We start from the raw sequence: 20,195 nt of genomic DNA on the forward strand, positions 1-20,195 counted from the left end.
CTCAGTCGGCGCAGTACGCATCCCGCTCCGGGCGCCGCCCCGTCGTCAGGAAGGCGGTGACCGCCCGGTCCCCGCAGGCGGTGCCGTTGCCCAGGTAGGCCTCGTGGCCGCCGTGGTCCAGGGTGACCATGCGGGCGCGGTCGCCCAGAGCCTGACGCAACTTCAGGGCACCGGCGTACGGGCTGTAGGGGTCCCGGCGGTTCTGCAGCATCAGGATGTTGGACGGGCCGTCGGCGGTGATCCGCGTGGGCTTCTGTACCGGCGCGTCCTTCCAGAAGGCGCAGGGCGTGACGTTCGCCGGCATCCCGGCCGTGAGCGGGTGCCGGGCGCGGTCGACGGCCGCCGCGCGCCGGTATGCAGCGACCGACGCCGGCCAGCGCACGTCGTTGCAGACGGTGGCCATCATCACCGCGGCCTGGTCGTCCGGCAGTGGCCCGGCGAGGGCATCGGGCAGCACCGGCCGGGCGGCCGGGTCCTGGGCCTGCCGGACGAGCCGCGCGAACGAGGGGAAGTGGTCATCGCTCTGCAGGGCGTTCTGCAGCGCCTGGCGCAGCAGGTTGCCGGTCAGCGGGATGCCCTTCGTGCCGGACTCCTTCGGCGCCCGGTCCAGCTTCGCCGCCAGCGCGAGCATTAACGGCCGCACGTCCCCGGGGTGTTCGGCCAGTCGCAGCCCCTCGCCCTCCCGGGCCGGGTCGGCCGCCCAGGCCGCGAAGTCGGGGAACCGGTCCTCCGCGCCCACGGCCATGTTCGCCAACCAGCCCCGCCCCACCCGGGACGGGTCGGGGTCGTCGTTGCTGTCCAGCACCCAGCGGTCGGTGTGCTGCGGATACTTCTGCGCGTACACCGCCCCGGCATAGGTCCCGTACGAGGCTCCCCAGGCCGACAGTTTCTCCTCGCCCAGGGCCCGGCGGAGGCGGTCGATATCGCGCACCTCGTTCGCGGTGGACATGCTGCTCAGCACGGCACCGCCGTGACGGGCGCACGCCTCGGCGATCCGCCGGGACCGGGCGATGTTCTCCGTGATCCCGCCGTCCGGGCCCGGCCAGGACCGCTGGGTGACCAGCTGCCGGTCGCCGGCGTCGAGTCCGCAGCCCGCCTTCGGACTGCCGCCCGTTCCTCGCGGATCGAAGCTGACGAGGTCGTAGGCCCCGGCCATCTCCTTCTCCAGCGCCTTCCCCTTCGCCACCAGCCGCGCCACCCCGGATCCGCCCGGCCCGCCGGGGATCACCAGCAGCGTGCCCCGGCGGGCCGCGGGCCGGTCGCTGCGCACCCGGGACACGGCGAGGGTGAGCTGCGGCCCGTCCGGGTCGCGGTAGTCGAGCGGTACGGGCAGTTCGGCGCACTCCTGCCGGGGAAGGCCGGGATCGGCGCACGGCCCCCAGGCGAGGGCGGGCCCCGAAGCGCCGGGGGCCTGGGCGCGGGCTGCCGGGGAGGCCGCGGCCAGGGTGCCGGCGACGGCTGCGGCGGAGAGCGTGAGCAGAAGGGTGCGGCGGGCGTAAGTCGTCATGGCGCAAGGCTCGTTGAGCGGCGGGCCGGTGCCCATCCGGCTGCCGGGAGCACCGTGCTGGGGTTATCCCGAGAGCGGGCCGTCGTACGCACCTCGGACGGGTTTCGCCGGTGCCGCCCCGGACCGATGGCGCCCCGGCCCGTCTCACTCCCCGATGGTGATCAGCGCCAGCGTGATGTTGTCGGGCCCGCCCGCCTCGATGGCGGCCTTCCACAGCTCGAAGGCGGCCCGGCCGCCGGAGTGGAGCCGCAGCAGGCCGCCGACGTCCTCCTCGGGGACCGGGTCGGTCAGCCCGTCGCTGCACACCAGATAGCGGTCGCCCACGGACAGCGGCACGGTCGTGAGGTGCGGGACGACGGCGCTGAACTCCCGGGCGCCGCCGAGCGCCTGGGTGACGAGCGAGGTGGTGCGCCGCCCTGGTGGCAGCGGTGGGCTGTCGTCCACGCTCACCTGGCGCAGGTCCTCGCCGGTCGCCTCGAACACCCGGCTGTCACCGACGTTGAACACCACCACGGACTCCTCCCCGACGACCGCGCCGGCGACGGTGGTGCCCATGGTGGTCAGTTCCGGGTCCCGCTCCGCGGCCCCGTACACCGCACGGTTGCAGAGGTCCAGGACGTCACGGACCGCGTCCTCGGTGTCCAGTGACGGTCCGAGCGCGGCCAGGTGCCGGACGACCAGGGCGCTGGCCACCTCACCGGCCGGCTGCCCGCCGATACCGTCGGCGACCGCGACGACCAGCGGGGTGCCGAGCGGGAACACCAGCGTCTGCGGGTTCTCGGTCACTGTGCCGCAGAGCGTCCAGGGGCCGGCCACCAGGCTGTCCTCGTTGTGCTCGCGGATCAGCCCGGTGTGGCTCAGGGCGGTCACGGTGAGGTAAGGCATGGGCGTGTCCCGGCTCGGGTGCTCCACTACGGCAGTTCCGTCGTCCCCCGTGGCGTGCCGTACCCCCATTGTGGCCACCGGCCGGGCGCCCGCGCCCGTTGACGGCATCAACACGGCATCGACGGCGGGCGGGGCGTCCGGTCAGCGGTCCGCTCAGCGTCCGGTCGCCGGTCTGTCAGCCCGTCTGTCCACCCGTCTGCCCGCCGGTCTCTCCACCCGTCTGTCCGCCGGGCCGCCTGCCGCTCAGGGTGGTGCGCTGCATCATCCGGGCGATGTCCTTCCCGGTGACGATCCCCACCAGGTGCCCGGCGTCCACGACGAGAAGGCGCGCGCCGGTACGCAGGCTGATTTTCTCCAGCGCGTCACTGAGCAGATCGTCCGGAGCGGCGACCGCGCACTGGGACAGCGGGGTCGCCGCCTCGCGTACCCGTACCGTCTCCCGGCTCGGTCCTGGCACCGCCGCGAGCCGGCGGATCTGCACGATGCCGCTGGGACGGCCGTCGAAGTCGAGCAGCGGCAGCACGGAATGGCGGGAGTGCACGACCACCTCGTCGATGAAGCGCTGGACGGTCAGCCAGTCCGCACCGGTCGCCACCGGACTGGTCATGGCCTCGGCGACCCGCATCCCCCGCAGCGCGGTGTGCAGGGCGGCGCGGCGCCGCTCCGCCCCGGCGACAACCATGACGAAGAGGCCGATGAAGACGATCCACAGCCCGCCCGGTGCCCCGCGCAACACGGAGATCCAGCCGGCGGCCACCAGCAGCAGCCCCATGATCTGGCCGCCCCGGGACGCCGCCAGATCCGCCCGGTCCCGGTCCCCGGTACGCCACCACAGCACCGCCTGCACCACCCGCCCGCCGTCCAGCGGCACCGCGGGCAGCAGATTGAACACGCCCAGGAAGAGGTTCGCCCAGCCCAGCCACGCCAGGACGACGGAGGGCACCGCCCAGCCGGACAGCCCGTGCAGCCCGAACCCGGCCCCGAGCGCGATGCCGCCGATGACCAGGCTGGTGAGCGGCCCGCTGACGGCCACCGCGAAGGCCGCCGCGGCGGACTGCGGCCGCCCCATCCGGGTCGTACCGCCCAGCGCCCACAGCGTCACGTCCTGGACGGAGATCTTCTTCCGCAGCGCGGTCGCCGCATGGGCCGTCTCGTGCAGCAGCAGGCTGCCCATGAGCAGTACGGCCCCGATGACACCGGCCAGGGCGTAGACGGCATCCGAACGGCCCGGCGTCCAGACGGGAAGGCCCTGGTGGCCGAGTCCGTACGCGAACAGGCCCACCAGCAGCGGCACGCTCCAGTGCATGCGCAGCGGCACCCCGACCACCTGTCCGACACGCACCGAACCGTTCATCGTCGTCTCCTGCCGGCCCGGCGCCCGGTCACCGGGAGCAGGCCGTGACGGCCCGCACTCCGTGAACCGGCCGATCCGGCGCCCACCACCATTGTCGCTCGCACCACCTGCTCAGGGGGTGCGAGCGAGGAGGTTCGCAGGAGGTACGCAAGCGGCACGAAAGGCCTGCCGGTCGCAGGGGTGGCACGCTGGTGGTACGGACCGATTCGCCGGAGGTGCGTCATGGGACACCGCCACCACTTCCACCTGGACCAGGGCGATCACTCGATCACCGTGAATGTCGGGCCCGGCCGGGCCGGGGAGATCGAGCTGCTGGTCGACGGCAAGGTGGTCGCGTACCAGAAGGACCACAGCGCCGGCATGAACGTGCTGACCGGCGAACTCCCCGAAGAGCCCGCCCACCCCTTCCGGATCCTGCTGCGCCAGCCGCACCTGGTCCCCTCCATGCCCCGCTGCACGCTGGAGCTGGACGGTGTGGAGCAGCCCATGCCGGAGCGGCTGGTGCTGTAGGGGGCCGACGGCACGGCCCTCGCCGGGCCCGCGCACATGCCTTCGCCTCACCGGAAACGCTCGTGAATTGTTGGGCCACCCGGCTGATTGTGGCCGACGAGCGTTTTGCTCCCCGCGGGTTGAACGAGGCTGCAGGACAGCAACGGCAGCACGATACGTCTGGCATCAGAAGGACGAATCGGCGAGGAGCGACGTGAGAAGAATTGTGCAGGCGGGAAGTATCGTCGGGGCGTGCGGGCTGGTGCTGTTCGGCAGCGGGATGGCCCATGCGCAGACCATTCCGGGCGAGTCCCTGCTCTCGGCCGTGGCAGGCGCCGATCTCGGCACCGTGACCGGCATGGTCTCCGGGGTGGTCTGCAACAACCGCCTCGCGGACTTCAACTACAAGTCCCCGGCGGTCAAGTCCCCGCACCCCTGCATCAACGGGCCGGTGCACAGCGGCAACAGCCTCAACAGCGGCAACTTCCTCAACCACGGCAACCCCAACAACAGCGGCAATATCCACAACACCAACGGGTCCACCAACAGCGCGAACTCCGCCACCGGTGCGTCGGCGGGCAGCAACAACAACATCCAGCGCATCCTCGGAGGCTTCCTGCACGGAGCGGGCCATCACTGAGCGAGCCATGACCTCCTGAGGACGACTGCGGCCACGGCCCGCGCGCCGTCCATCGATCGCCCGGCGGACCATCCGCCGGGCGATCGTCATGTCCGGGCCCGGCGCGGCGGCCCGGGAAGGGAGCGCCGCCGCACACATCTCCGTACGCACCACCGGACACACCGCCGTACAACCGCCGCACACACCTCCGGCCCCGGACGAGCCGGGGCCGGAGGGGCGGATCAGAGCCGGGTCAGGCTCGGGTCACAGCTGCTGGTGGCCGCCGCGGCCGATGTGCTGGATGTCGTTGCTGGTCTTGTTCTCGGCTCCGGTCGTGCCGCCGGCGTCGTCGTTGGTGTTGCCGTTGACGTTGGTCGGGCTGCCGCTGTTGCTGCTGTTGCCGGACAGGTGGACGTTCTGCGAGTTGCTGACGTTTCCGCTGTTCAGCGGGCCGTTGATGCAGACCCTTGCCCGGTTCCGGCAGCTGAAGCCGGCGTGGAAGCTCGCCACGGTGTCGCTGTTCCACACCCCGTCGAGGCCGTACGGCCCCCCGTCCCATGCCTGGGCGGGCGACGCCCCGGCCGCCAGGAGCAGACCGCAAGCTCCTGCGATCACGAAATTGATGCGTGCCATGTTCTTCACTGTGTGCTCCTGCACCTCGCGGTTGGGTACCCGCGGTCTTGCTATCGGGCCTTCTCCCATCCGCCAAGCCTGAGCAACGGCCCGTCCCGCGCATTCACTCTGACTGAGCAGTGGATTCACCGTGACGGCTCTCCCCGCGCCCCTCCCCCTTGCCTCTCTTCTCGCCTCTCCCTCGCCTCTCCCCTCACCGCGGCGACGGGCTGCATTGGCGGGGTGCGCGGACCGTCGTGGGCGGACCGTCGTGGGCGTGCCGTCGTGGGCGGACCGTCGTGGGCGTGCCGTCGTGGGCGTGCCGTCGTGGGCGGGCCGTTCCCCGAACCGTCCCCGGCGCGCCCGCGGCGCCGCTCTCACTTCCGCAGATGCAGCCGCTGCCCGGGGTAGATGTGGTCCGGGCCCTGGTCGAGCGCATGCTTGTTCAGGGCGTACAGGCCCTTGGTCCCGCCCCGGGTATGGGCGCGTTCGGCGATGACGGAGAGGCAGTCGCCGGGATGCACCACATAGGTACGGGCCTTGGTGGCGATGGCCGCCCGGTGGGCGCGCGGAGCGGGGGCCCGGTCGGCCGTGGGGGCCCGGTCGGCCGTGGCGGTCGGCCGGTCGGCGGAGGTCTGCCGGTCGGCGGAGGTCTGCCGGTCGGCGGGGGCGGAGCTGCCGGCGGAGCCGCTGGTGGAGCCGGCGCAGTTGGGCCAGGCGGACAGACCGCGGTCCCGGGCGATGCGCTCACCGACGGCGATCTGCTCGGCGCGGGTGGCGAGGTCGGGACGCGGGGCGTAGCGGAGGCCGCCGTAGGCACGCCAGGTGGCGCGATCGATCTGCAGACCACCGTGGTAGCCGTTGCCGGTGTTGATGTGCCAGCGGCCGTTGCTCTCACAGGAGGCGATGCGCTCCCAGTCGGGCCCCGGCGGGCCGAAGGACGGCCCGGCCGCCGCGGCGCCCGGGCCGGTGAGACCGGCCAGGCCCACGACGCCCAGCAGGACCAGCAGCACGGGCAGGAGTCTTTCGACGGACCGTTGGGCGAGGGGCGACGGCATGACGGGAATCCTCCGCTGTGCTCCGGCAACGCCGTGACGCGGTACTCGCCACGACCGGTGGGCACGCACCAACTAACCCGGCAATATGGTTTTCCGCGGGTCCGGGGAGTGCGACATGCGGGTGTTTCACCCGGGTGGGTGCAAAGCGAGTCCCCCGCCTCGCACGGCCCTTTGGCCCCGTGGCCGGGGATTCTTGGCCGCGCAATTCCTGCGCGGTCGCACTTCGTCAAGGCCTGTCAAGGCCGTCAAGACCCGTCAGTGCTCGTCAAGGCCCGAATTCAGGCCAGAGCCGGCCGCAGCAATTTCCGGTCCTGTGCCCTTGCCGCCGCCCCCGCGGAAACGGGCATTTACATGACCGAATAAGCGAAATACGGGGTCAGGGCGACGGGTTCCGGGGTGGCGACGGCGAACTCGTAGGAGGGGGCGAAGGCGAAGTTCCTTACCAGGACCGGCACTTCGAGGCCCTGCGGACCGGGGACGAGGACCGTGCCGCGGTCGGCGGGGAAACCGGCCTCGATACGTTCGGGGGCGAAGGACAGACCGCCGCCGACGGCCTGCAGCGCGGCATCCTTGCGGACCCAGAAACGGGTCACGAGGCGTTCCCGTTCGGCGGCCGGGCGCCCTGCGACGGTGCGGGACTCCTGGTCCGTCAGCACCTCGTACGGGGTGTACGGCAAGGACGCCCCGGAGCGCACGGACTCCACCGAGAAGCCCATCCGGCGCGCGTCCTCGCCACAGGCCACGATCAGCAGGCCGCGGGTTCCGTACAACTCCCAGTGGGTGGCGGCGGCCATCGCGGCGCTCACCCGGTCGGGGAGGCAGCCCAGCAGCCGGCTGCGGGCCGCGCCGCCGAGCGTGGACCGGGAGTGGCCGTTGAGGTCCGGGCAGCCGTCGGGGGACAGCCCTGTTCCCGGCTCGCGGGCAGGGGTGGATCCTACGGGGACGACAAAGAGCGGGACGGGTGTGGACAGGATGTCCGGGCGGTCGTGAGCAGGTGCGGGTGCGGCCGCGAGCGGTGCCGGGCGCGCCCGTCCCGGGTGCTGCCAGTGTTCCGGAACGCCCAGGTCAAGGGGCTCCGGACAGAGTTGGAGAAGAGCGGCGTTCGTTTCCACGTACTTTCCGTCCTCCACAGTTGAGCGGTGCCTGGGCCGTACTGGGTGAGTGACGGCCCGTCGTACGGTTCTTCCCTCTCCCTCTTTTCCGCCTACATCGATCGATACAGAGAGCCCAAGGTTTGCAGATCCTCCGGAACCTTCGAGTCATCCCTCCTGCTGATGTACGGCTACATACTTCGATGTACGAGAGGCGGACCCAAATTCGGGCGCCAGGGCCAGGAGAACGGGCAGCGCACGGAAGTACTGTCCTCGTGTGTGGTTACGTCTTTTCACCAGTACGCACGCGCGCCACCGCCCCGTACCGCTCCGTGACCTCAGATTGGCGGTGGGTTTCTTTGCCGGCTGTCTGATTCTGTATGTCGTGGGCGGCCCACAGGTGATGGGGGGCGATATCCCCGCTTGGCAGGCCGTCCTGCCCGTTCTCGTGCTGTGCGCCGCGACCGCTCTGCGCAGTGCCCGGCCGGCGGTCGCGGTCGCCGTCGGCACCTTCACGGTCACCGTGGAGACCACGTCCAGCGGTGGCCTGGGCCCGGTCCTCATCTATACCGATCTGCTCTATGCGGCCGCGCTGTACGGCGCCCCCCGGCTGTGCCGGCTGCTGCAGGCCGGGAGCGTCACGGCCACCCTCGTCACCACCGTGGTCCTCGTCCTCACCGGCGACCGCTCGGAGGGGGTGACGACCGGTGTCATCGTCGCGCTGCTGCTCATCTCCCCCGTGTGGACCGGGGTGTTGATACGCAACCACAAGGAGCGGGCGGACACCGAACGGCAGCGTGCCGCGCAGATCAACCGGCTGGCGGAGCTGGACCGCAAGACCGTGCTGCAGACCGAGCGCACCCGGATGGCCCGCGAGCTGCACGATCTGGTGGCCAACCACCTCAGCGCCATCGCCATTCACTCCAGCGCCGTGCTCTCCCTGGCCGGGACGAAGGGGGAGAAGGACGGCGCCGACGAGGAGGACCCGGTACTGCGGGCGCTCGCGGTGATCCGCGAGAACAGCGTGCAGGGGCTGGCCGAAATGCGGCGGATGGTGGTGCTGTTGCGCTCCGACCGGGGGGTGGACGACGACTGGGACCGGCCCCAGCTGAACGCGCTGGGGTCACTCGTCGAACAGGCCAGGCCGGCCGCGGACGCGGCGGCGCTGTCCCTGCACACCGAGTTCCCCGAGCGCTTCCCCGAAGTGTCCTCGGTGATCGAGGTGACGGCGTACCGCATCGTGCAGGAGGCACTGACCAATGTCCTCAAGCACGCCTCGGCGGGGCGGGTGCACATCCGCTGTGAGACCGGCGCCGGGCAGCTGACCCTCTCGGTCGACAGCCCGCTCACCCGCCCCGACGGCCGGGCCCGGCAGCGCCCCGTGGCGCAGTTGACCACCGGAGCGGGCGCCGGCCTCGCCGGGATGTCCGAACGGGCCGCGCTGGTCGGCGGCATCTTCGACGCGGGACCCGACCGCACCGCCCCGGGACGCTGGCGGGTGCGGGCCGTGCTCCCGCTGACACAGAACTCCTAGCGGACGAGAAAGGTGGAACAGCCAGTGAAGGAGTCGGTGGAGGGGTTGATGAAGGGGTTAGTGAAGGAGCCGGTGGACGGGTTGGCGGAGGGGCTGGTGAAGGAGTACGCGGCGGACGCGTGGCGGGCCGGCCCGGCGGACGAGCCGAGGGGCGGCCCCTCGGATGCGCCGGACCACGCCCCGTCCGGCAGGCCCGAGGCCATACGACCCGAGGACATACGGACCAACGGCATACGAGCCGAGGACATTCAGCCCGAAGACATTCGGCCCGAGGGCATCCGGGTGCTGGTGGCCGATGACCAGGCCGCGGTGCGCTCCGGACTGGTGCTGGTGCTGCAGACCGACCCGGGCATCACCGTGGTCGGCGAGGCCGGCGACGGCGCGGCGGCGGTCCGGATGGCCGCCGAACTCCGGCCCGATGTGGTCCTGATGGACGTCCAGATGCCACAGCTCAACGGGGTCGCCGCCACCCGCAGGATCGTGGAGCGCGGCCTCGCCGAAGTGCTGGTGCTGACCACCTTCGACCTCAACGAGTACATCTTCGGGGCGCTACGGGCCGGCGCCGGCGGCTTCATCCTCAAGAACGCGGAGCCGGCCGTACTGGTCAGCGCGGTACACGAGGTGGCACACGGGGACGGTTTCCTCACCCCGGCCATCGCCCGCCGGCTGATCACTGAATTCGCCGGCCGCCCGCCGGTAGCCGGCCCCACCCTCCCCGCGAGCGCCGCGCAGGCCCTCGACACGCTCACCAAACGGGAGTTGGAGGTCCTGGCCTGCATCGCCCGCGGACTGGCCAACAGCGCCATCGCCGAAACCCTCCACCTCGCGGAGGGCACCGTGAAAACCCACACCAGCCGGATCCTGTCGAAACTCAACCTCCGCAGCCGGGTACAGGCCGCAATCCTGGCCCAACAGCACGGGATCGCGCTGCGGGGGTGAGAAGCGGGGCCGGGCGGGGGTGCGGCCCCTGCCCCGCCCCCCGGGGCCCCGGGCCGGCGGTTCGCGCTCAGTCGTCGGCCAGCAGGTCGCGGGCGATCGCGTCGTTCTGGCGGAAGTAGACGGCGTTGGTGTGCGGGCGGGGGAACTGGGCCGGGCCGGCGATGGTCCGGTCGGGGTGCACGGTGCCGGTCGCGTCGACGGGGTGCAGGGCCGCGCCGGACAGCCGCAGCATGCCGCCCGCGCCGTCCTCGGGGCGCTCCTGGACCAGTTCGCCGCGGGACAGCAGGGCGCGCAGCAGGGGATCGGTCACGCGGTCGGGGTCGGGCGCCGCCAGCCGGGCGTCGAGGAGGATGTCCGCCTCGTGCACGGTGCCGGGGAGGGCGGGGCTGGTCGCGCGGAAGAGCGGGACCGGGCCGGCCGGGCCGCACGGGCCGCCCTGGGCACCCCGCAGGGGCTCGCTTCCGGGCGCGGCCGCCTCGCCGGGCATGGACCCATCGCCGGGCGCGGCCCCGTCTCCGGGTACGGGCCCGTCTCCGGGCACGGCCCCGTCAGGCACCGCCCCGTCTCCGGGCACCGCCCCGTCTCCCGGCACCGCCCCGTCTCCCGGCACCGCCCCGTCTCCCGGTACGAGCGACACCCGCATGCCGGGGCCCACGAATGTCACCACGCCCGCCTCGGCCAGTGCCAGCAGCTGTTCGGCGCGCAGCGGGGGCGGGCCCGAGCTGAGGTAGGTGCCGAGTGCGAAGTGGCGTAGGGCCTCCGTCAGTTGGCCGTCGGCCAGTTCGCCGGACCGCCACAGTTCCTCGATGACCGCGCCGGCCCGTTGCAAGCCGTCTACCAGGGCGGTGGCGATACCGCTCGCGGGGCCCGTGCGGCGGCGCAGCTCCTCGGCGAGCAGGCCGCGCAGCCGGCGCTGGAGGTCGTCGGCGTCGGCGAACCGCAGACCGGCCAGCGGGTCGGCCAGCCGGTCCAGGTCGAGGCGGTCGGCGGGGTCGGGCACGGCCTCACAGGCGAGTTTGGCCAGCCGGTCGGCGTCGGGGTGCAGCAGGGCGTACTGGGCGTCGAAGTCCGGCCAGCTCATACAGGTACGGGCGGGCTGCCCGGCGAAGAGGGCGCGGTAGTGGCACCAGCCCAGTTCGGCCACCACCAGCGGCCACACATCGCGGCCGAAGGAGGCGCCGGGCCGGGACAGCACGGCCCGGCAGGCGTCGACAGTGGCGAAGCGCGGGGCGGCAGGAGCTGCCAGAGGGGCTGCAGGGGCTGCCAGGAGAGCGGACGGGGCTGCCTGGGAGTCTGCGGGCGCTGCCGGAGGGGCGGCAGGAGCTGCCAGGGGAGCAGCGGGCGCTGCCAGGGAGGCGGCCGGTGGCGCATACGCCGGTTTGGGCGGCAGGGGGACGCCACGCCGGGAGCCCGCGTACAGCCGGGGCTCGCGCCCGGACGGCAGATAGCGCAGCGGACCGCCGGGGGCGGGGCGGACGAAGCGGCCGCCGCGGCCCTCCGTCAGCAGCGCCAGACAGTCGATGAAGACCAGGCCCAGGCCGCGGACCAGGACCCGCGCGCCGGGCGGGACGGCCGCCAGCGCCGCCGGGTCGGCGGGCCCGGGGCCGATCCGGGTCAGGCCGGCCGGTACGGGACCGGCGAGGGTGTCCGTATGGCCCTGGGCGAACACCACCCGGTCGGCGAGTACGGGCGGTTGGCCGGAGTCGAGGATCACCTGCTGGCGGCCCCGTCCGCCCGGTGCCGTCCCGGCGGGCGTGCGCCGCAGATCGACCACCCGCGCCCGGTGGACGTACAGCCGCACCGAGGCGGGCCGCTCGCGGGTGACGGTCTCGAAGAAGTGCCGCAGATAGCGGCCCTGGTCGCGGCGGGCGGCGTAGGCGCCGTCGTGCAGCGGGGCGTCGAGCCAGCCGGCGGTGGTGGGGCCGGGGCGCGGCGGGCCGGCGCACGCCACGCTCGCATCGGGGTACATCGTGACCTGCTCGGCCGCCGAGTTCATCCACAGCAGACCCGGCTGGTCGGTGCGCCAGGTGCGGCCGGCGCCCGGTGGGTACGGGTCGACGATGTGCAGGTCCAGCGGCCGGTCGCCGTACAGGGCGGGGACGTTGGCGAGGATCCGCTCGACGATCGAGGCGCCGCGCGGGCCGCAGCCGATGAGGCACAGGGAGCGGGCCGGGCCCACCGGGTCGTTCAACTGGCCTCCGTCCGACGGCCGTGTTCGTGGGGTGTGTCCATGGGTCGTGTCCATGGGGTGGTTCGGGAGCGCCGTGGTTCCCGGGCGCACGTAAAGCAGCGCAGGCGTCCGTCAAGCACAGGCGTCCGTCGCACGCAGACGCTCCGTCACACACAGGGGCCCGGCGGCCCGTGCCGTAGCAGGGGGGCCGCCGGGCGCCGTGTCAGCAGCCGCCGCTGATCGTGGAGCCGAGCGCCTGGGCGTCACGCTCGCCCGGCACCTCCAGGCCCTGAAGGTCCATGATGGTCATCTCGTCACCTCCCTTCCGCGGATCGGTGGACATGTGTACGGTGAGATACACGGCGCGTGGTGGAATACGCACACCGTGTGGCCGGCTGTGTCAGCAGCCGCCGCTGATGGTGGAGCCGAGCGCCTGGGCGTCACGCTCGCCCGGCACCTCCAGACCCTGAAGATCCATGATGGTCATCTACGACACCTCCTTCCGGGGACTTGTCGTGGTGCGGAATCACGGTGATGACGTGCCAGGTGCCGTTGCGGGACACCTGGAGCCGGTGGGCCGTGCATGACAGGTGCACGGTCCATCCGGCGTCGCGTCAGCAGCCGCCGGAGACGGTCGAGCCGAGCGCCTGGGCGTCACGCTCGCCCGGCACCTCCAGGCCCTGAAGGTCCATGATGGTCATCTGACGACACCTCCCTTCCGCGGTGCGCAGTGCCCGCTGCCCCGGACGGGGCGGTGGGGGTGGCGGCGCCGTGGGCGCCGCCGGCGCGTCCCGGGGCGGCCGGATGAACGGCCGCCGCGAGGCGCGAGTCGGTGAGGAACGGGAGCAGCGGAGTGCCCCGTTCGGTGGCGGAGAGCGCCAGCAGGACGCCGGCCCCGCCGTCGGCCAGGCCCATGGAGATCCGGGCGCGGCCGTCGCAGGGGAAGACCGTCGCTCCGTTCCACGTCATGGCGTGCTGGCCGAGCCGGGTCAGATGACGGCGCAGGTACCGGTCGACGGCTGCGCTGCCCGGCACGGGGCCGTCCGGCCGTTCCCCGTCGTCCGGGGCGAGCGGCACCCGGTCGCGGAGCACCGCCAGCGTGGCGAGCAGGCCCGCGCGTCCGCCCAGCAGCCCCGACTCGATGACGAAGTCGGCGGCGCAGGCGCGCAGCAGGGCGGGCAGCGCCGCGCGGATCCGGTCGTCGTCGCGCACCCGCAGCAGCTCGGCCGCCACCAGGGCGATACCGGCGCTGCCGTTGTCCAGGTAGGGCAGGAGCCGGAAGCCCTCGTCCACCTGGAGGGTGTCCTGCGGGCCCGGTGCGCACCGGTCGAGGTCGCGGTGGACGGCGTGTACCGCCTCGTCCAGCAACGCGGGGTCCCCGGTGGCCCGGTGGGCGGTCAGGAGGAAGAGCGCGGCGCCCGACCAGCCGTACATCAGGCCGGCGGCGTCCTTCGAGCCGCGCCGGCGGCGGCGCTCGACGGGTTCGGTGCGGGCGGCGGTCAGCCGCTCGGTGACGCGGTCGGCGAGGCCCAGGGCCTGCTGTCGCAAGGCGGCGCTGCCGAGCGCGTCGGCGAAGTGCAGCAGGTTCAGGCCGACGCCGGACAGACCCCGGTAGAGGCTGGGGCAGTGGCGTACGGCGAGCTTGTCCGCGGCCCGGTCCAGGGCCCGCAGGGCCGCCTCGTCGTCGCCCAACTGCCGTAAGACGTAGGCCATTCCGTGCAGGCCGTCGTAGAAGCCGATCCGCTCGGCGGGGACCCGGTCGACGGCGGCGCGCAGCCAGGCCGCGCCCTCCTCGTCGCGTTCCCCGAGGGCGGTGTGCCGGGCCCACAGGACGCCGGCCGCGCCGTGTCCGAAACCCGCGCCGCCCTCGACGAACTGCTCGAAGCCGCCGGGGTGGAGCCGGTCAAGGCGGTGCGGGGTGGCGCTGTCGCGCAGCCCGCGGGCGAGGGAGACCAGCACATCGGTGGGTGGGAAGGTGCCCGGTGCGGAACGGAGCGTGGCGGTCGTGTTGTCGTTGGGGGCCAGCTGCGGAGCCAGCCGGGCCACCAGCGCGTCCGGCAGCCCGAACCGCTCGGCCGCGGCGGCCAGCAGGGCGGGCGCCTTGTCCGGGGCGAGCCCGCCGAGGGCGGCCAGCGGCAGGAAGAGCCACAGTCCGATGGCGGCGAGCGCATAGTGGTCGCCGTCCGTGCCGGTCGCGTCGGCACGGTGGAAGCCGGGGGCGCCGAGGCTGCTGGGGGTGGCCAGGTCGAGCGCGTCGGCCACCTCGAAGTCGATGAGGACCGGTTCGTCACCGGGCCTGATGATGAGGTTGCCCGGGTGCAGGTCTCCGATCCGGATGCCGCGGCCGTGCACCGCGGCGACCAGCGCCTCGATCCGGCCGAACAGGGCCAGCGCGCGGTCGCGGTAACGCGCGACGGCCTGCTCGTCGGGGTCCGGGACGGTCAGCGGGTGGTGCGCGGCGAGCCAGGTCTGGAAGTCCTGTCCCGCGATGTCCTCCAGCACCAGGAAGAGGTGGTCGCGGACCTGGAAGGTGCCGAAGGTGCGCGGGATGCCGGGCATTCCCGCCAGCCGCTGCAGCATCCGGTGCTCGTGGGCGATCCGGCTGACCGCGTCGCGGCCGACGCCGTCGGTGCCGGAGTAGGGCCGGCCCTCCTTGAGGACGACACCGGTCTCCCCCGCGCCGAGGGCGTCGGCGCCGGTCGGGACGGCGCGGTAGACACCGCCGCCGTGGGAGAACTGCAGCGCCCCGGTGATCCGGTAGGGGAAGTCGTCCAGGGCCTGCCGGGCGGCCAGCGAGTCCTTGAGAATGTCCGGCACCTCGACCCAGTCGGGGGTGTGGAAGACCGGGGTGCGGCGGTCCGGCTCCGGGGTGCCGTCGGGGCGGTGGACGGCGGTGACCAGCTCGCCGTCGGTGTCCTCCATGTAGTGGGTGCGGAAGCCGCCGTAGCGTACGTGGAGCGGGCCCTGCCGGAAGCGCAGGTCGGTGAGGACGTACGGGCCGGGCCGGCCGCCGACGAGGGCGTCGAGTCCTTCGAGGGTGCGGGCGAACTCGGCGACGTCCACCGGGTAGACGGTCAGCAGCTTGCCGGCCGAGGAGCGCTGGGCGTACTTGCGGCTCAGGGCGCGCAGGACGTTTGTGCTCTTGAGGTACTTGAAGGCGATGCCGTGCCGGGTGCAGTAGCGGGCGACATCGGCGAGGGTGCGGCGGGCGTCGTCGGGTGCCGCGCTGACGTGGATCTTCCAGCCCTGGTCGGGGAGTTGGTCCTCGGGCGGGCGGCAGAAGGTCCAGGCCTCGTTGTCGTCGCGCCGCCAGCCGTCGGGCAGCGGCGGGGCGGGGAAGCGGGTGGCCTCCAGGTCCCAGTTGCCGGGCCAGTCGAAGAAGGTGCGGTCGGCCAGGGCGAAGCTCTCGGCGCCGTCTCTCATGCGGCACCCCCGATGGGGGCGGGCGCGCCGGCGGGGGCGGACGGGGCGACGGGGGCGGGCTCGCCTGCCTCGGCGGTGAGGCGTACGGCGGCGGTCCCGGTGGGCTCGGGGAGCTCGGCGGCGGGCTGTGCGGCCGGCGGGCCGGCCTCGGCGGCGACCGGTGCGGCCGGCCCCGCGGGCTCGGTGGCCCCGTCCAGGTAGGCGTCGAGGGCGGTGCGGTGGCCGCTCGCCAGATGCTCGGCGAGGACGGCGCGGGCCTGGGTCTTGTCGTCGTCGGAGAGGAAGTCGGGCAGGCCGACCGCCAGCACGCGGTTGTCCTCACTGGGCTTGAGCGAGGCGTAGTGCTCGTCGCGCAGCAGGCCCCAGACGATCGCGTCGTGGTACCGGCCGTCGAGGTAGCAGTGGTCGCGCAGGATGCCCTCGATCACGAACGGGGTCTTGGTCATCAGCCGGATGACGCCCTTGTTGTAGCCGGCGGTGGTGACCTGCACGCGGTGCGCGTCGAGCTGGTGGAAGAGGTAGTCGACGAGCAGGACGACGGCCTCCGCGCCGTAGCCGCGGCGCCACAGCTCGGGCGAGCCGATCGCGCCCCCGACGGTGAAGCCGCCGATCCGGCCGGAGCGCTGATAGCTGACGGTGCCGATGCGCTCGCCGTCCTTGCTGCGGATCACCAGGTGGTGGACCCGTCCCGAGCGGTTGGCCTGCTCGACCTCGGCGGCGCCCAGCAGCTCCCAGTCCCCGCTGAGCACGGCGGCCGGCGAGCCGGGCCGCAGCCAGGAGGCGATCGCCGCCCAGTCGTCGTCGCCGGGCCATTCCAAGGTCACCAGTCGTCCCTGCACGGTGCGTTTCCCTCCTCAGCGGGTGGTGTGACGGGTCGTCAGCGGGTGGCGCGGATCGTCAGCGGGTGTAGCGGGTCAGTACGAGGACGGCGTTGTGGCCGCCGAAGCCGAAGGAATTGCTCAGCACCACGTCGCCGTCCCAGTCGCGGGCGCCCTTGAGGACCAGGTCGAGGTCTTCTTCCGCGGGGTGGTCGCAGTTGCGGACCGGCGGGATCTTGCGGTCCCGGAGGGACAGCACCGCGGCGGCGGCCTCGGCGGCCCCGGAGGCGCCGAGCATGTGCCCGGTCATGCTCTTGACCGCGGTGACCGGCGTACGGCTCAGATGGTCGGGGCCGAGCACCTGGCGCAGCGCCGCCGCCTCGATGCGGTCGTTCAGGAGGGTGCCGGTGCCGTGGGCGCTGACCTGGCCGACGTCCTCGGGGGCGAGGCCGGCGTCGGCGAGCGCGCCGCGCATCGCGCGGACGGCTCCTGCGCCGGTCGGGTCGGGGGCGGTGGCGTGGTGGGCGTCGGTGGTGGCGGCGTAACCGGCCACCTCGGCAAGGATCTCCGCGCCGCGGCGTTCGGCGTGGCCGGCCTCCTCCAGCGTCAGGACACTGGCGCCGACGGCCATCACGAACCCGTCGCGGTCCCGGTCAAAGGGCCGGCTGGCGCCTTCGGGGTCGTCGTTGCGGCGGGAGAGCGCCTGGGCGTTGGCGGTGCCGGCCAGGTCGACGGCGGTGAGGGCGTCATCGGTGCCGCCGGCCAGGGCGATGTCGGCCCGGCCGCTGCGGATCAGCTCGGCCGCCTCGCCGAGGGCCACCGCGCCGGTGGCACAGGCCGCGGAGACCGCGCAACTGGGGCCGTTGATGCCGTACTTGATCGACAGCAGGCTCGCCGGGTGGTCGATGGCGGTGAGGACCGAGTGGTACGGGGAGACCCGGCGCGGGCCCTGCACCTTCAGGACGTCGTACTGCTGCTGGATCGCGTGGGCGGCGCCGTAGCCGGAGCCGATGACCGCGGCGAAGCGGTACGGGTCGGTGCCGGCCGGCTCTTCGAGGCCGGCGGCCCGCATCGCCTGCGCCGCGGCGACCACCGCGTACTGCGTGAAGCGGTCGCTGCGCCGGGCTTCCTGCGGGGTGAGGTAACCGGTCGTGTCGAAGCCGGTGACTTCGCCGCCGATACGGACCGGAAGGCCGGAGACGTCGAAGCGGGTCACGGGGCGGACGCCACTACGGCCGGCGAGAAGAGCGGCCCAGAAGTCCGCGGTGGTGTTTCCCACGGGGGACACCACGCCGCAGCCGGTGACGACCACGCGTCGCCGATCCGTGCGCAACTCCATGAAACCCGCCTCCTGATTTCCTGCCCCGTTGTCACGCTCGGGGCGTCCTCATGACCAGAAACATGACAGGTGAGTCATTGCACTGTCAACGGCTCGCACGGAAGAAGGTCGGTCAGCACCCTGCAGTCCGGGCCATGAACCGCCCCGGTACCAGCGAAAACGCCCCCGCACGGATGACTGACAGAGTCACTAAAATTGACTGCGGGAGACATGTGACCGCTGTTTGACAGGGGTGCCGGCGCCCCTGCGGCGGGGCGGGAGAACCCGGCCGGGCAGGAGCGCCTTCGGGGTCGCCACCCCACCACCCCTGCCGTCGGCCACCCCACGCCTGCCGCACGGAACCGGCGGCCCGCACCGCCCCGCACCGCCCCGCCGGTGGCCGCCCGAGGCTCCTCCGCCTCCCCCCGGCAGGGCCGGGAGTACATAGAAAGTGACAGGCGGCGGGACGGAAAGTGCCTACCTGCGGATGATCCGAATGCGCCGGCCGGGCGGGACGCTGGTCCGTACAACGCGCTCCGACACATCACAGGGAACGAGGGGAACTCATGAAGGGTATTGCCGTCGGCATTGTGCTGGCCATCGCGGGTCTGGTCCTCTGGCTGACCACAAAGGAAGTGGAGACCCCGATCATCTCGCTTCACAAGGCCGGGCTGATCCTGGCGATCATCGGCGGCGCGGAGGCCTTGTTCGCGCTCCTGGGATTGGGAAAGAAAGCTAATAAATAAACGCGCATTGCGCGCAAGAGTGGCATTGCGCCACAGCGGGACCTGGCCCCGGTGCCGTCAGTCCCGCTTTTCGAGGAGATCCGTCAGCCGTTCCCGGGCCCGCTCGGCGTGCCGGTACGCCTGGGCCCCCCGGAACAGTTCCGCGGAATACCGGAAGTGCCCGGCCGCCCTTTCCCGGTCCCCCACCCGCTCACATGCCGCCGCGATCTCACCGAGCGCGGCGGCCTTCTCATGGCTGCGGCCGGTATCGGGCAGCGCGGCCAGTCGCTCGCCCAGTGCAAAGAGGCGGTCGGTGTCACCGGCCGCCTCCGCACGGACCGCATCGGCGGCCGTGAGCCAGAGCGGGAACTCCGGTTCCTGCGCCACCGAGGCCACCACCAGTCCGCGCTCGACGATGCTGCGGGCCTCTTCCGTCTCGCCCCGGTGCAGCAACAGCAGGGCGTACCGGCCGTTGATCTTCTCCCAGAGCGGGAAGCCGGCGGCCGGGGTCACCCGGCGCGCACACTCCCCCAGCAGGTCGGCGGCGCGCTCGGCCTCGCCCCGGTCGCTCAGGTCGAGCGCCCGGTGCAGAGCGATGGCGGCGCGCGGCCCGGGGAGCACACCGTCCGCCGGGGTCCTGGCCTGATCGCCACCGGGAGCCCAGTCCGGGCAGCCGCTCCAATACGCGCAGCGGGTGAGCACTTCGAGGACCAGCAGCGAGTGGAACCCGGTCCCGGGGGGCCGGCCTTCGCATTCGAGGTAGCCGGTGAGCGCGTGGCGCAGCCCGTCCTGGACCCGGCCGGCCGATTCCAGCAGATCGGCCAGCGCGATCAGCGCGCGCAGCCGGGGCTCGGCGTACGGCACGGGAGCCGGCGCCTCCAGCAACCGCAGCAGGACCTGTGCGCCCTCCTCGGCGCGGCCGAGCGTGCCCAGTATTTCGGCAATGGCGAGCTGCGCCTCGGTAAATACGTCATCCTGCCGGCCGGCCGGTTCCCGCTCGGCCAGTGCGCGGAATTCCGACAGCGCGCCCTCGGCGTCGCCGCCGTCCCATTGCCTGCGCGCCGCCACCAATCGCCCGACGAGGTCGAGCCTGCGGACCCGGTCGGTGGTTTCACCCTGCCCGGCGGTACCGGATATTTCCTCCACACCCACGCCGAGGCGTTCCGCCAGGATCCTGATCGCCCGGCCGCTGGGAATACGCTTCCCGCGTTCCACCAACGAGATGTAGCTGGACGACATGTCGGGCCCGGCAAGGTCGTGCTGTGTCATACCGGCGCCGACCCGGAGCTCTTTGATTCTCCTCCCGGTGTCCGCCAGCTCAGGCATTCGACAAACCCTCCGGATTTCGGACGACGGATGATCCCGGCCGGCTGCATCAAATCGCCGAGTCACAATGAGTGGTCGGCACTTTACCAAGCAGTCAAGAAGAAGTCGACCAATATTCGGATTCCTCCACCGGCCTTCACCGAAGCCACCGAGATCATTTCGATGCCCTCGGTGCATTGCGCAACGGCGCCCCGCCGAGAGGCCGGTGCGCACACCGAAAACCGGCTGCCGAGTACACCGAACTGTGTGCCGCGGCGCCGTGGGTCAACCTTTCGATGTACTACCGCACGGCGATGCACACCCGGAGGCGACGTGGTCGGATGAGGC

18 protein-coding genes are annotated in these 20,195 nt (G+C 72.7%); 5 read left to right on the forward strand and 13 right to left on the reverse strand.

Translation table 11 applies throughout. The features are described 5' to 3' along the window. Nucleotide 1 precedes the first annotated feature (1 nt). The 3 genes from ABR737_RS22580 to ABR737_RS22590 all read right to left on the reverse strand — a co-directional run bounded on the left by ABR737_RS22580 (nucleotide 2) and on the right by ABR737_RS22590 (nucleotide 3,746). Complete coding sequence (locus ABR737_RS22580) at nucleotides 2–1,507, reverse strand: alpha/beta hydrolase (protein WP_350251920.1); 1,506 nt, start codon at nucleotides 1,505–1,507, stop codon at nucleotides 2–4. Nucleotides 1,508–1,651: 144 nt separating this feature from the next. Next, nucleotides 1,652–2,392 (reverse strand): PP2C family protein-serine/threonine phosphatase, encoded by a 741-nt coding sequence (locus ABR737_RS22585; RefSeq protein WP_350251921.1) that lies wholly within the window; start codon nucleotides 2,390–2,392, stop codon nucleotides 1,652–1,654. A 175-nt stretch (nucleotides 2,393–2,567) separates the two neighbouring features. Beyond that, nucleotides 2,568–3,746, reverse strand: a complete 1,179-nt coding sequence (locus ABR737_RS22590) for a site-2 protease family protein (protein WP_350251922.1) — start codon at nucleotides 3,744–3,746, stop codon at nucleotides 2,568–2,570. 222 nt (nucleotides 3,747–3,968) lie between these two features. On the opposite strand from ABR737_RS22590, the gene ABR737_RS22595 reads away from it, so the two are divergent. Together ABR737_RS22595 and ABR737_RS22600 are read left to right on the forward strand one after the other, a co-directional pair. Beyond that, on the forward strand, nucleotides 3,969–4,256 hold the full coding sequence (locus ABR737_RS22595; protein WP_350251923.1) for a hypothetical protein: 288 nt from the start codon (nucleotides 3,969–3,971) through the stop codon (nucleotides 4,254–4,256). 205 nt (nucleotides 4,257–4,461) lie between these two features. Next, nucleotides 4,462–4,875 (forward strand): hypothetical protein, encoded by a 414-nt coding sequence (locus ABR737_RS22600; RefSeq protein WP_350256891.1) that lies wholly within the window; start codon nucleotides 4,462–4,464, stop codon nucleotides 4,873–4,875. Nucleotides 4,876–5,118: 243 nt separating this feature from the next. Here the strand turns inward: ABR737_RS22600 and ABR737_RS22605 are convergent, their stop codons facing one another. The 3 genes from ABR737_RS22605 to ABR737_RS22615 all read right to left on the reverse strand — a co-directional run bounded on the left by ABR737_RS22605 (nucleotide 5,119) and on the right by ABR737_RS22615 (nucleotide 7,636). Beyond that, a complete protein-coding gene (locus tag ABR737_RS22605; RefSeq protein ID WP_350251924.1) occupies nucleotides 5,119–5,496 on the reverse strand; it encodes a hypothetical protein in 378 nt (125 codons plus the stop codon). Nucleotides 5,497–5,843: 347 nt separating this feature from the next. Beyond that, entirely contained in the window at nucleotides 5,844–6,524 is a 681-nt protein-coding gene (locus ABR737_RS22610; protein WP_350251925.1) for a transglycosylase family protein, read from the reverse strand. Nucleotides 6,525–6,871: 347 nt separating this feature from the next. Then, nucleotides 6,872–7,636, reverse strand: a complete 765-nt coding sequence (locus ABR737_RS22615) for a 4'-phosphopantetheinyl transferase family protein (RefSeq protein WP_350251926.1) — start codon at nucleotides 7,634–7,636, stop codon at nucleotides 6,872–6,874. Between the two features lie 364 nt (nucleotides 7,637–8,000). Here ABR737_RS22615 and ABR737_RS22620 point away from each other — a divergent pair, with 364 nt between their 5' ends. Both ABR737_RS22620 and ABR737_RS22625 read left to right on the forward strand, forming a co-directional pair. Continuing rightward, nucleotides 8,001–9,149 carry a sensor histidine kinase gene (locus tag ABR737_RS22620; RefSeq protein ID WP_350251927.1) on the forward strand — a complete coding sequence of 383 codons (1,149 nt, stop codon included), beginning with the start codon at nucleotides 8,001–8,003 and terminating at the stop codon, nucleotides 9,147–9,149. A gap of 276 nt (nucleotides 9,150–9,425) precedes the next feature. Next, nucleotides 9,426–10,088 carry a response regulator gene (locus ABR737_RS22625; protein ID WP_350256892.1) on the forward strand — a complete coding sequence of 221 codons (663 nt, stop codon included), beginning with the start codon at nucleotides 9,426–9,428 and terminating at the stop codon, nucleotides 10,086–10,088. A 67-nt stretch (nucleotides 10,089–10,155) separates the two neighbouring features. Here the strand turns inward: ABR737_RS22625 and ABR737_RS22630 are convergent, their stop codons facing one another. The 6 genes from ABR737_RS22630 to ABR737_RS22655 all read right to left on the reverse strand — a co-directional run bounded on the left by ABR737_RS22630 (nucleotide 10,156) and on the right by ABR737_RS22655 (nucleotide 17,838). Beyond that, complete coding sequence (locus ABR737_RS22630; RefSeq protein ID WP_350251928.1) at nucleotides 10,156–12,279, reverse strand: FAD/NAD(P)-binding protein; 2,124 nt, start codon at nucleotides 12,277–12,279, stop codon at nucleotides 10,156–10,158. Nucleotides 12,280–12,481: 202 nt separating this feature from the next. Next, nucleotides 12,482–12,601 carry a class III lanthipeptide gene (locus tag ABR737_RS22635; RefSeq protein ID WP_206739719.1) on the reverse strand — a complete coding sequence of 40 codons (120 nt, stop codon included), beginning with the start codon at nucleotides 12,599–12,601 and terminating at the stop codon, nucleotides 12,482–12,484. Between the two features lie 57 nt (nucleotides 12,602–12,658). Further along, nucleotides 12,659–12,745 carry a class III lanthipeptide gene (locus ABR737_RS22640; protein ID WP_218039239.1) on the reverse strand — a complete coding sequence of 29 codons (87 nt, stop codon included), beginning with the start codon at nucleotides 12,743–12,745 and terminating at the stop codon, nucleotides 12,659–12,661. 167 nt (nucleotides 12,746–12,912) lie between these two features. Beyond that, a complete protein-coding gene (gene lanKC / locus ABR737_RS22645) occupies nucleotides 12,913–15,681 on the reverse strand; it encodes a class III lanthionine synthetase LanKC (protein ID WP_350251929.1) in 2,769 nt (922 codons plus the stop codon). Then, nucleotides 15,678–16,520 (reverse strand): GNAT family N-acetyltransferase, encoded by an 843-nt coding sequence (locus ABR737_RS22650; RefSeq protein WP_350251930.1) that lies wholly within the window; start codon nucleotides 16,518–16,520, stop codon nucleotides 15,678–15,680. Before ABR737_RS22650 ends, lanKC begins: the two co-directional genes overlap by 4 nt. Nucleotides 16,521–16,578: 58 nt before the next feature. Continuing rightward, on the reverse strand, nucleotides 16,579–17,838 hold the full coding sequence (locus tag ABR737_RS22655; protein WP_350251931.1) for a beta-ketoacyl-[acyl-carrier-protein] synthase family protein: 1,260 nt from the start codon (nucleotides 17,836–17,838) through the stop codon (nucleotides 16,579–16,581). Between the two features lie 545 nt (nucleotides 17,839–18,383). Here ABR737_RS22655 and ABR737_RS22660 point away from each other — a divergent pair. Beyond that, nucleotides 18,384–18,563, forward strand: coding sequence for a DUF5708 family protein (locus ABR737_RS22660; RefSeq protein WP_350251932.1), 180 nt, complete (start codon nucleotides 18,384–18,386; stop codon nucleotides 18,561–18,563). A 57-nt stretch (nucleotides 18,564–18,620) separates the two neighbouring features. Here the strand turns inward: ABR737_RS22660 and ABR737_RS22665 are convergent, their stop codons facing one another. After that, entirely contained in the window at nucleotides 18,621–19,868 is a 1,248-nt protein-coding gene (locus ABR737_RS22665) for a helix-turn-helix domain-containing protein (protein ID WP_350251933.1), read from the reverse strand. Nucleotides 19,869–20,195: the final 327 nt, after the last annotated feature.

Source organism: Streptomyces sp. Edi2 (assembly GCF_040253635.1).
GTDB lineage: Bacteria > Actinomycetota > Actinomycetes > Streptomycetales > Streptomycetaceae > Streptomyces.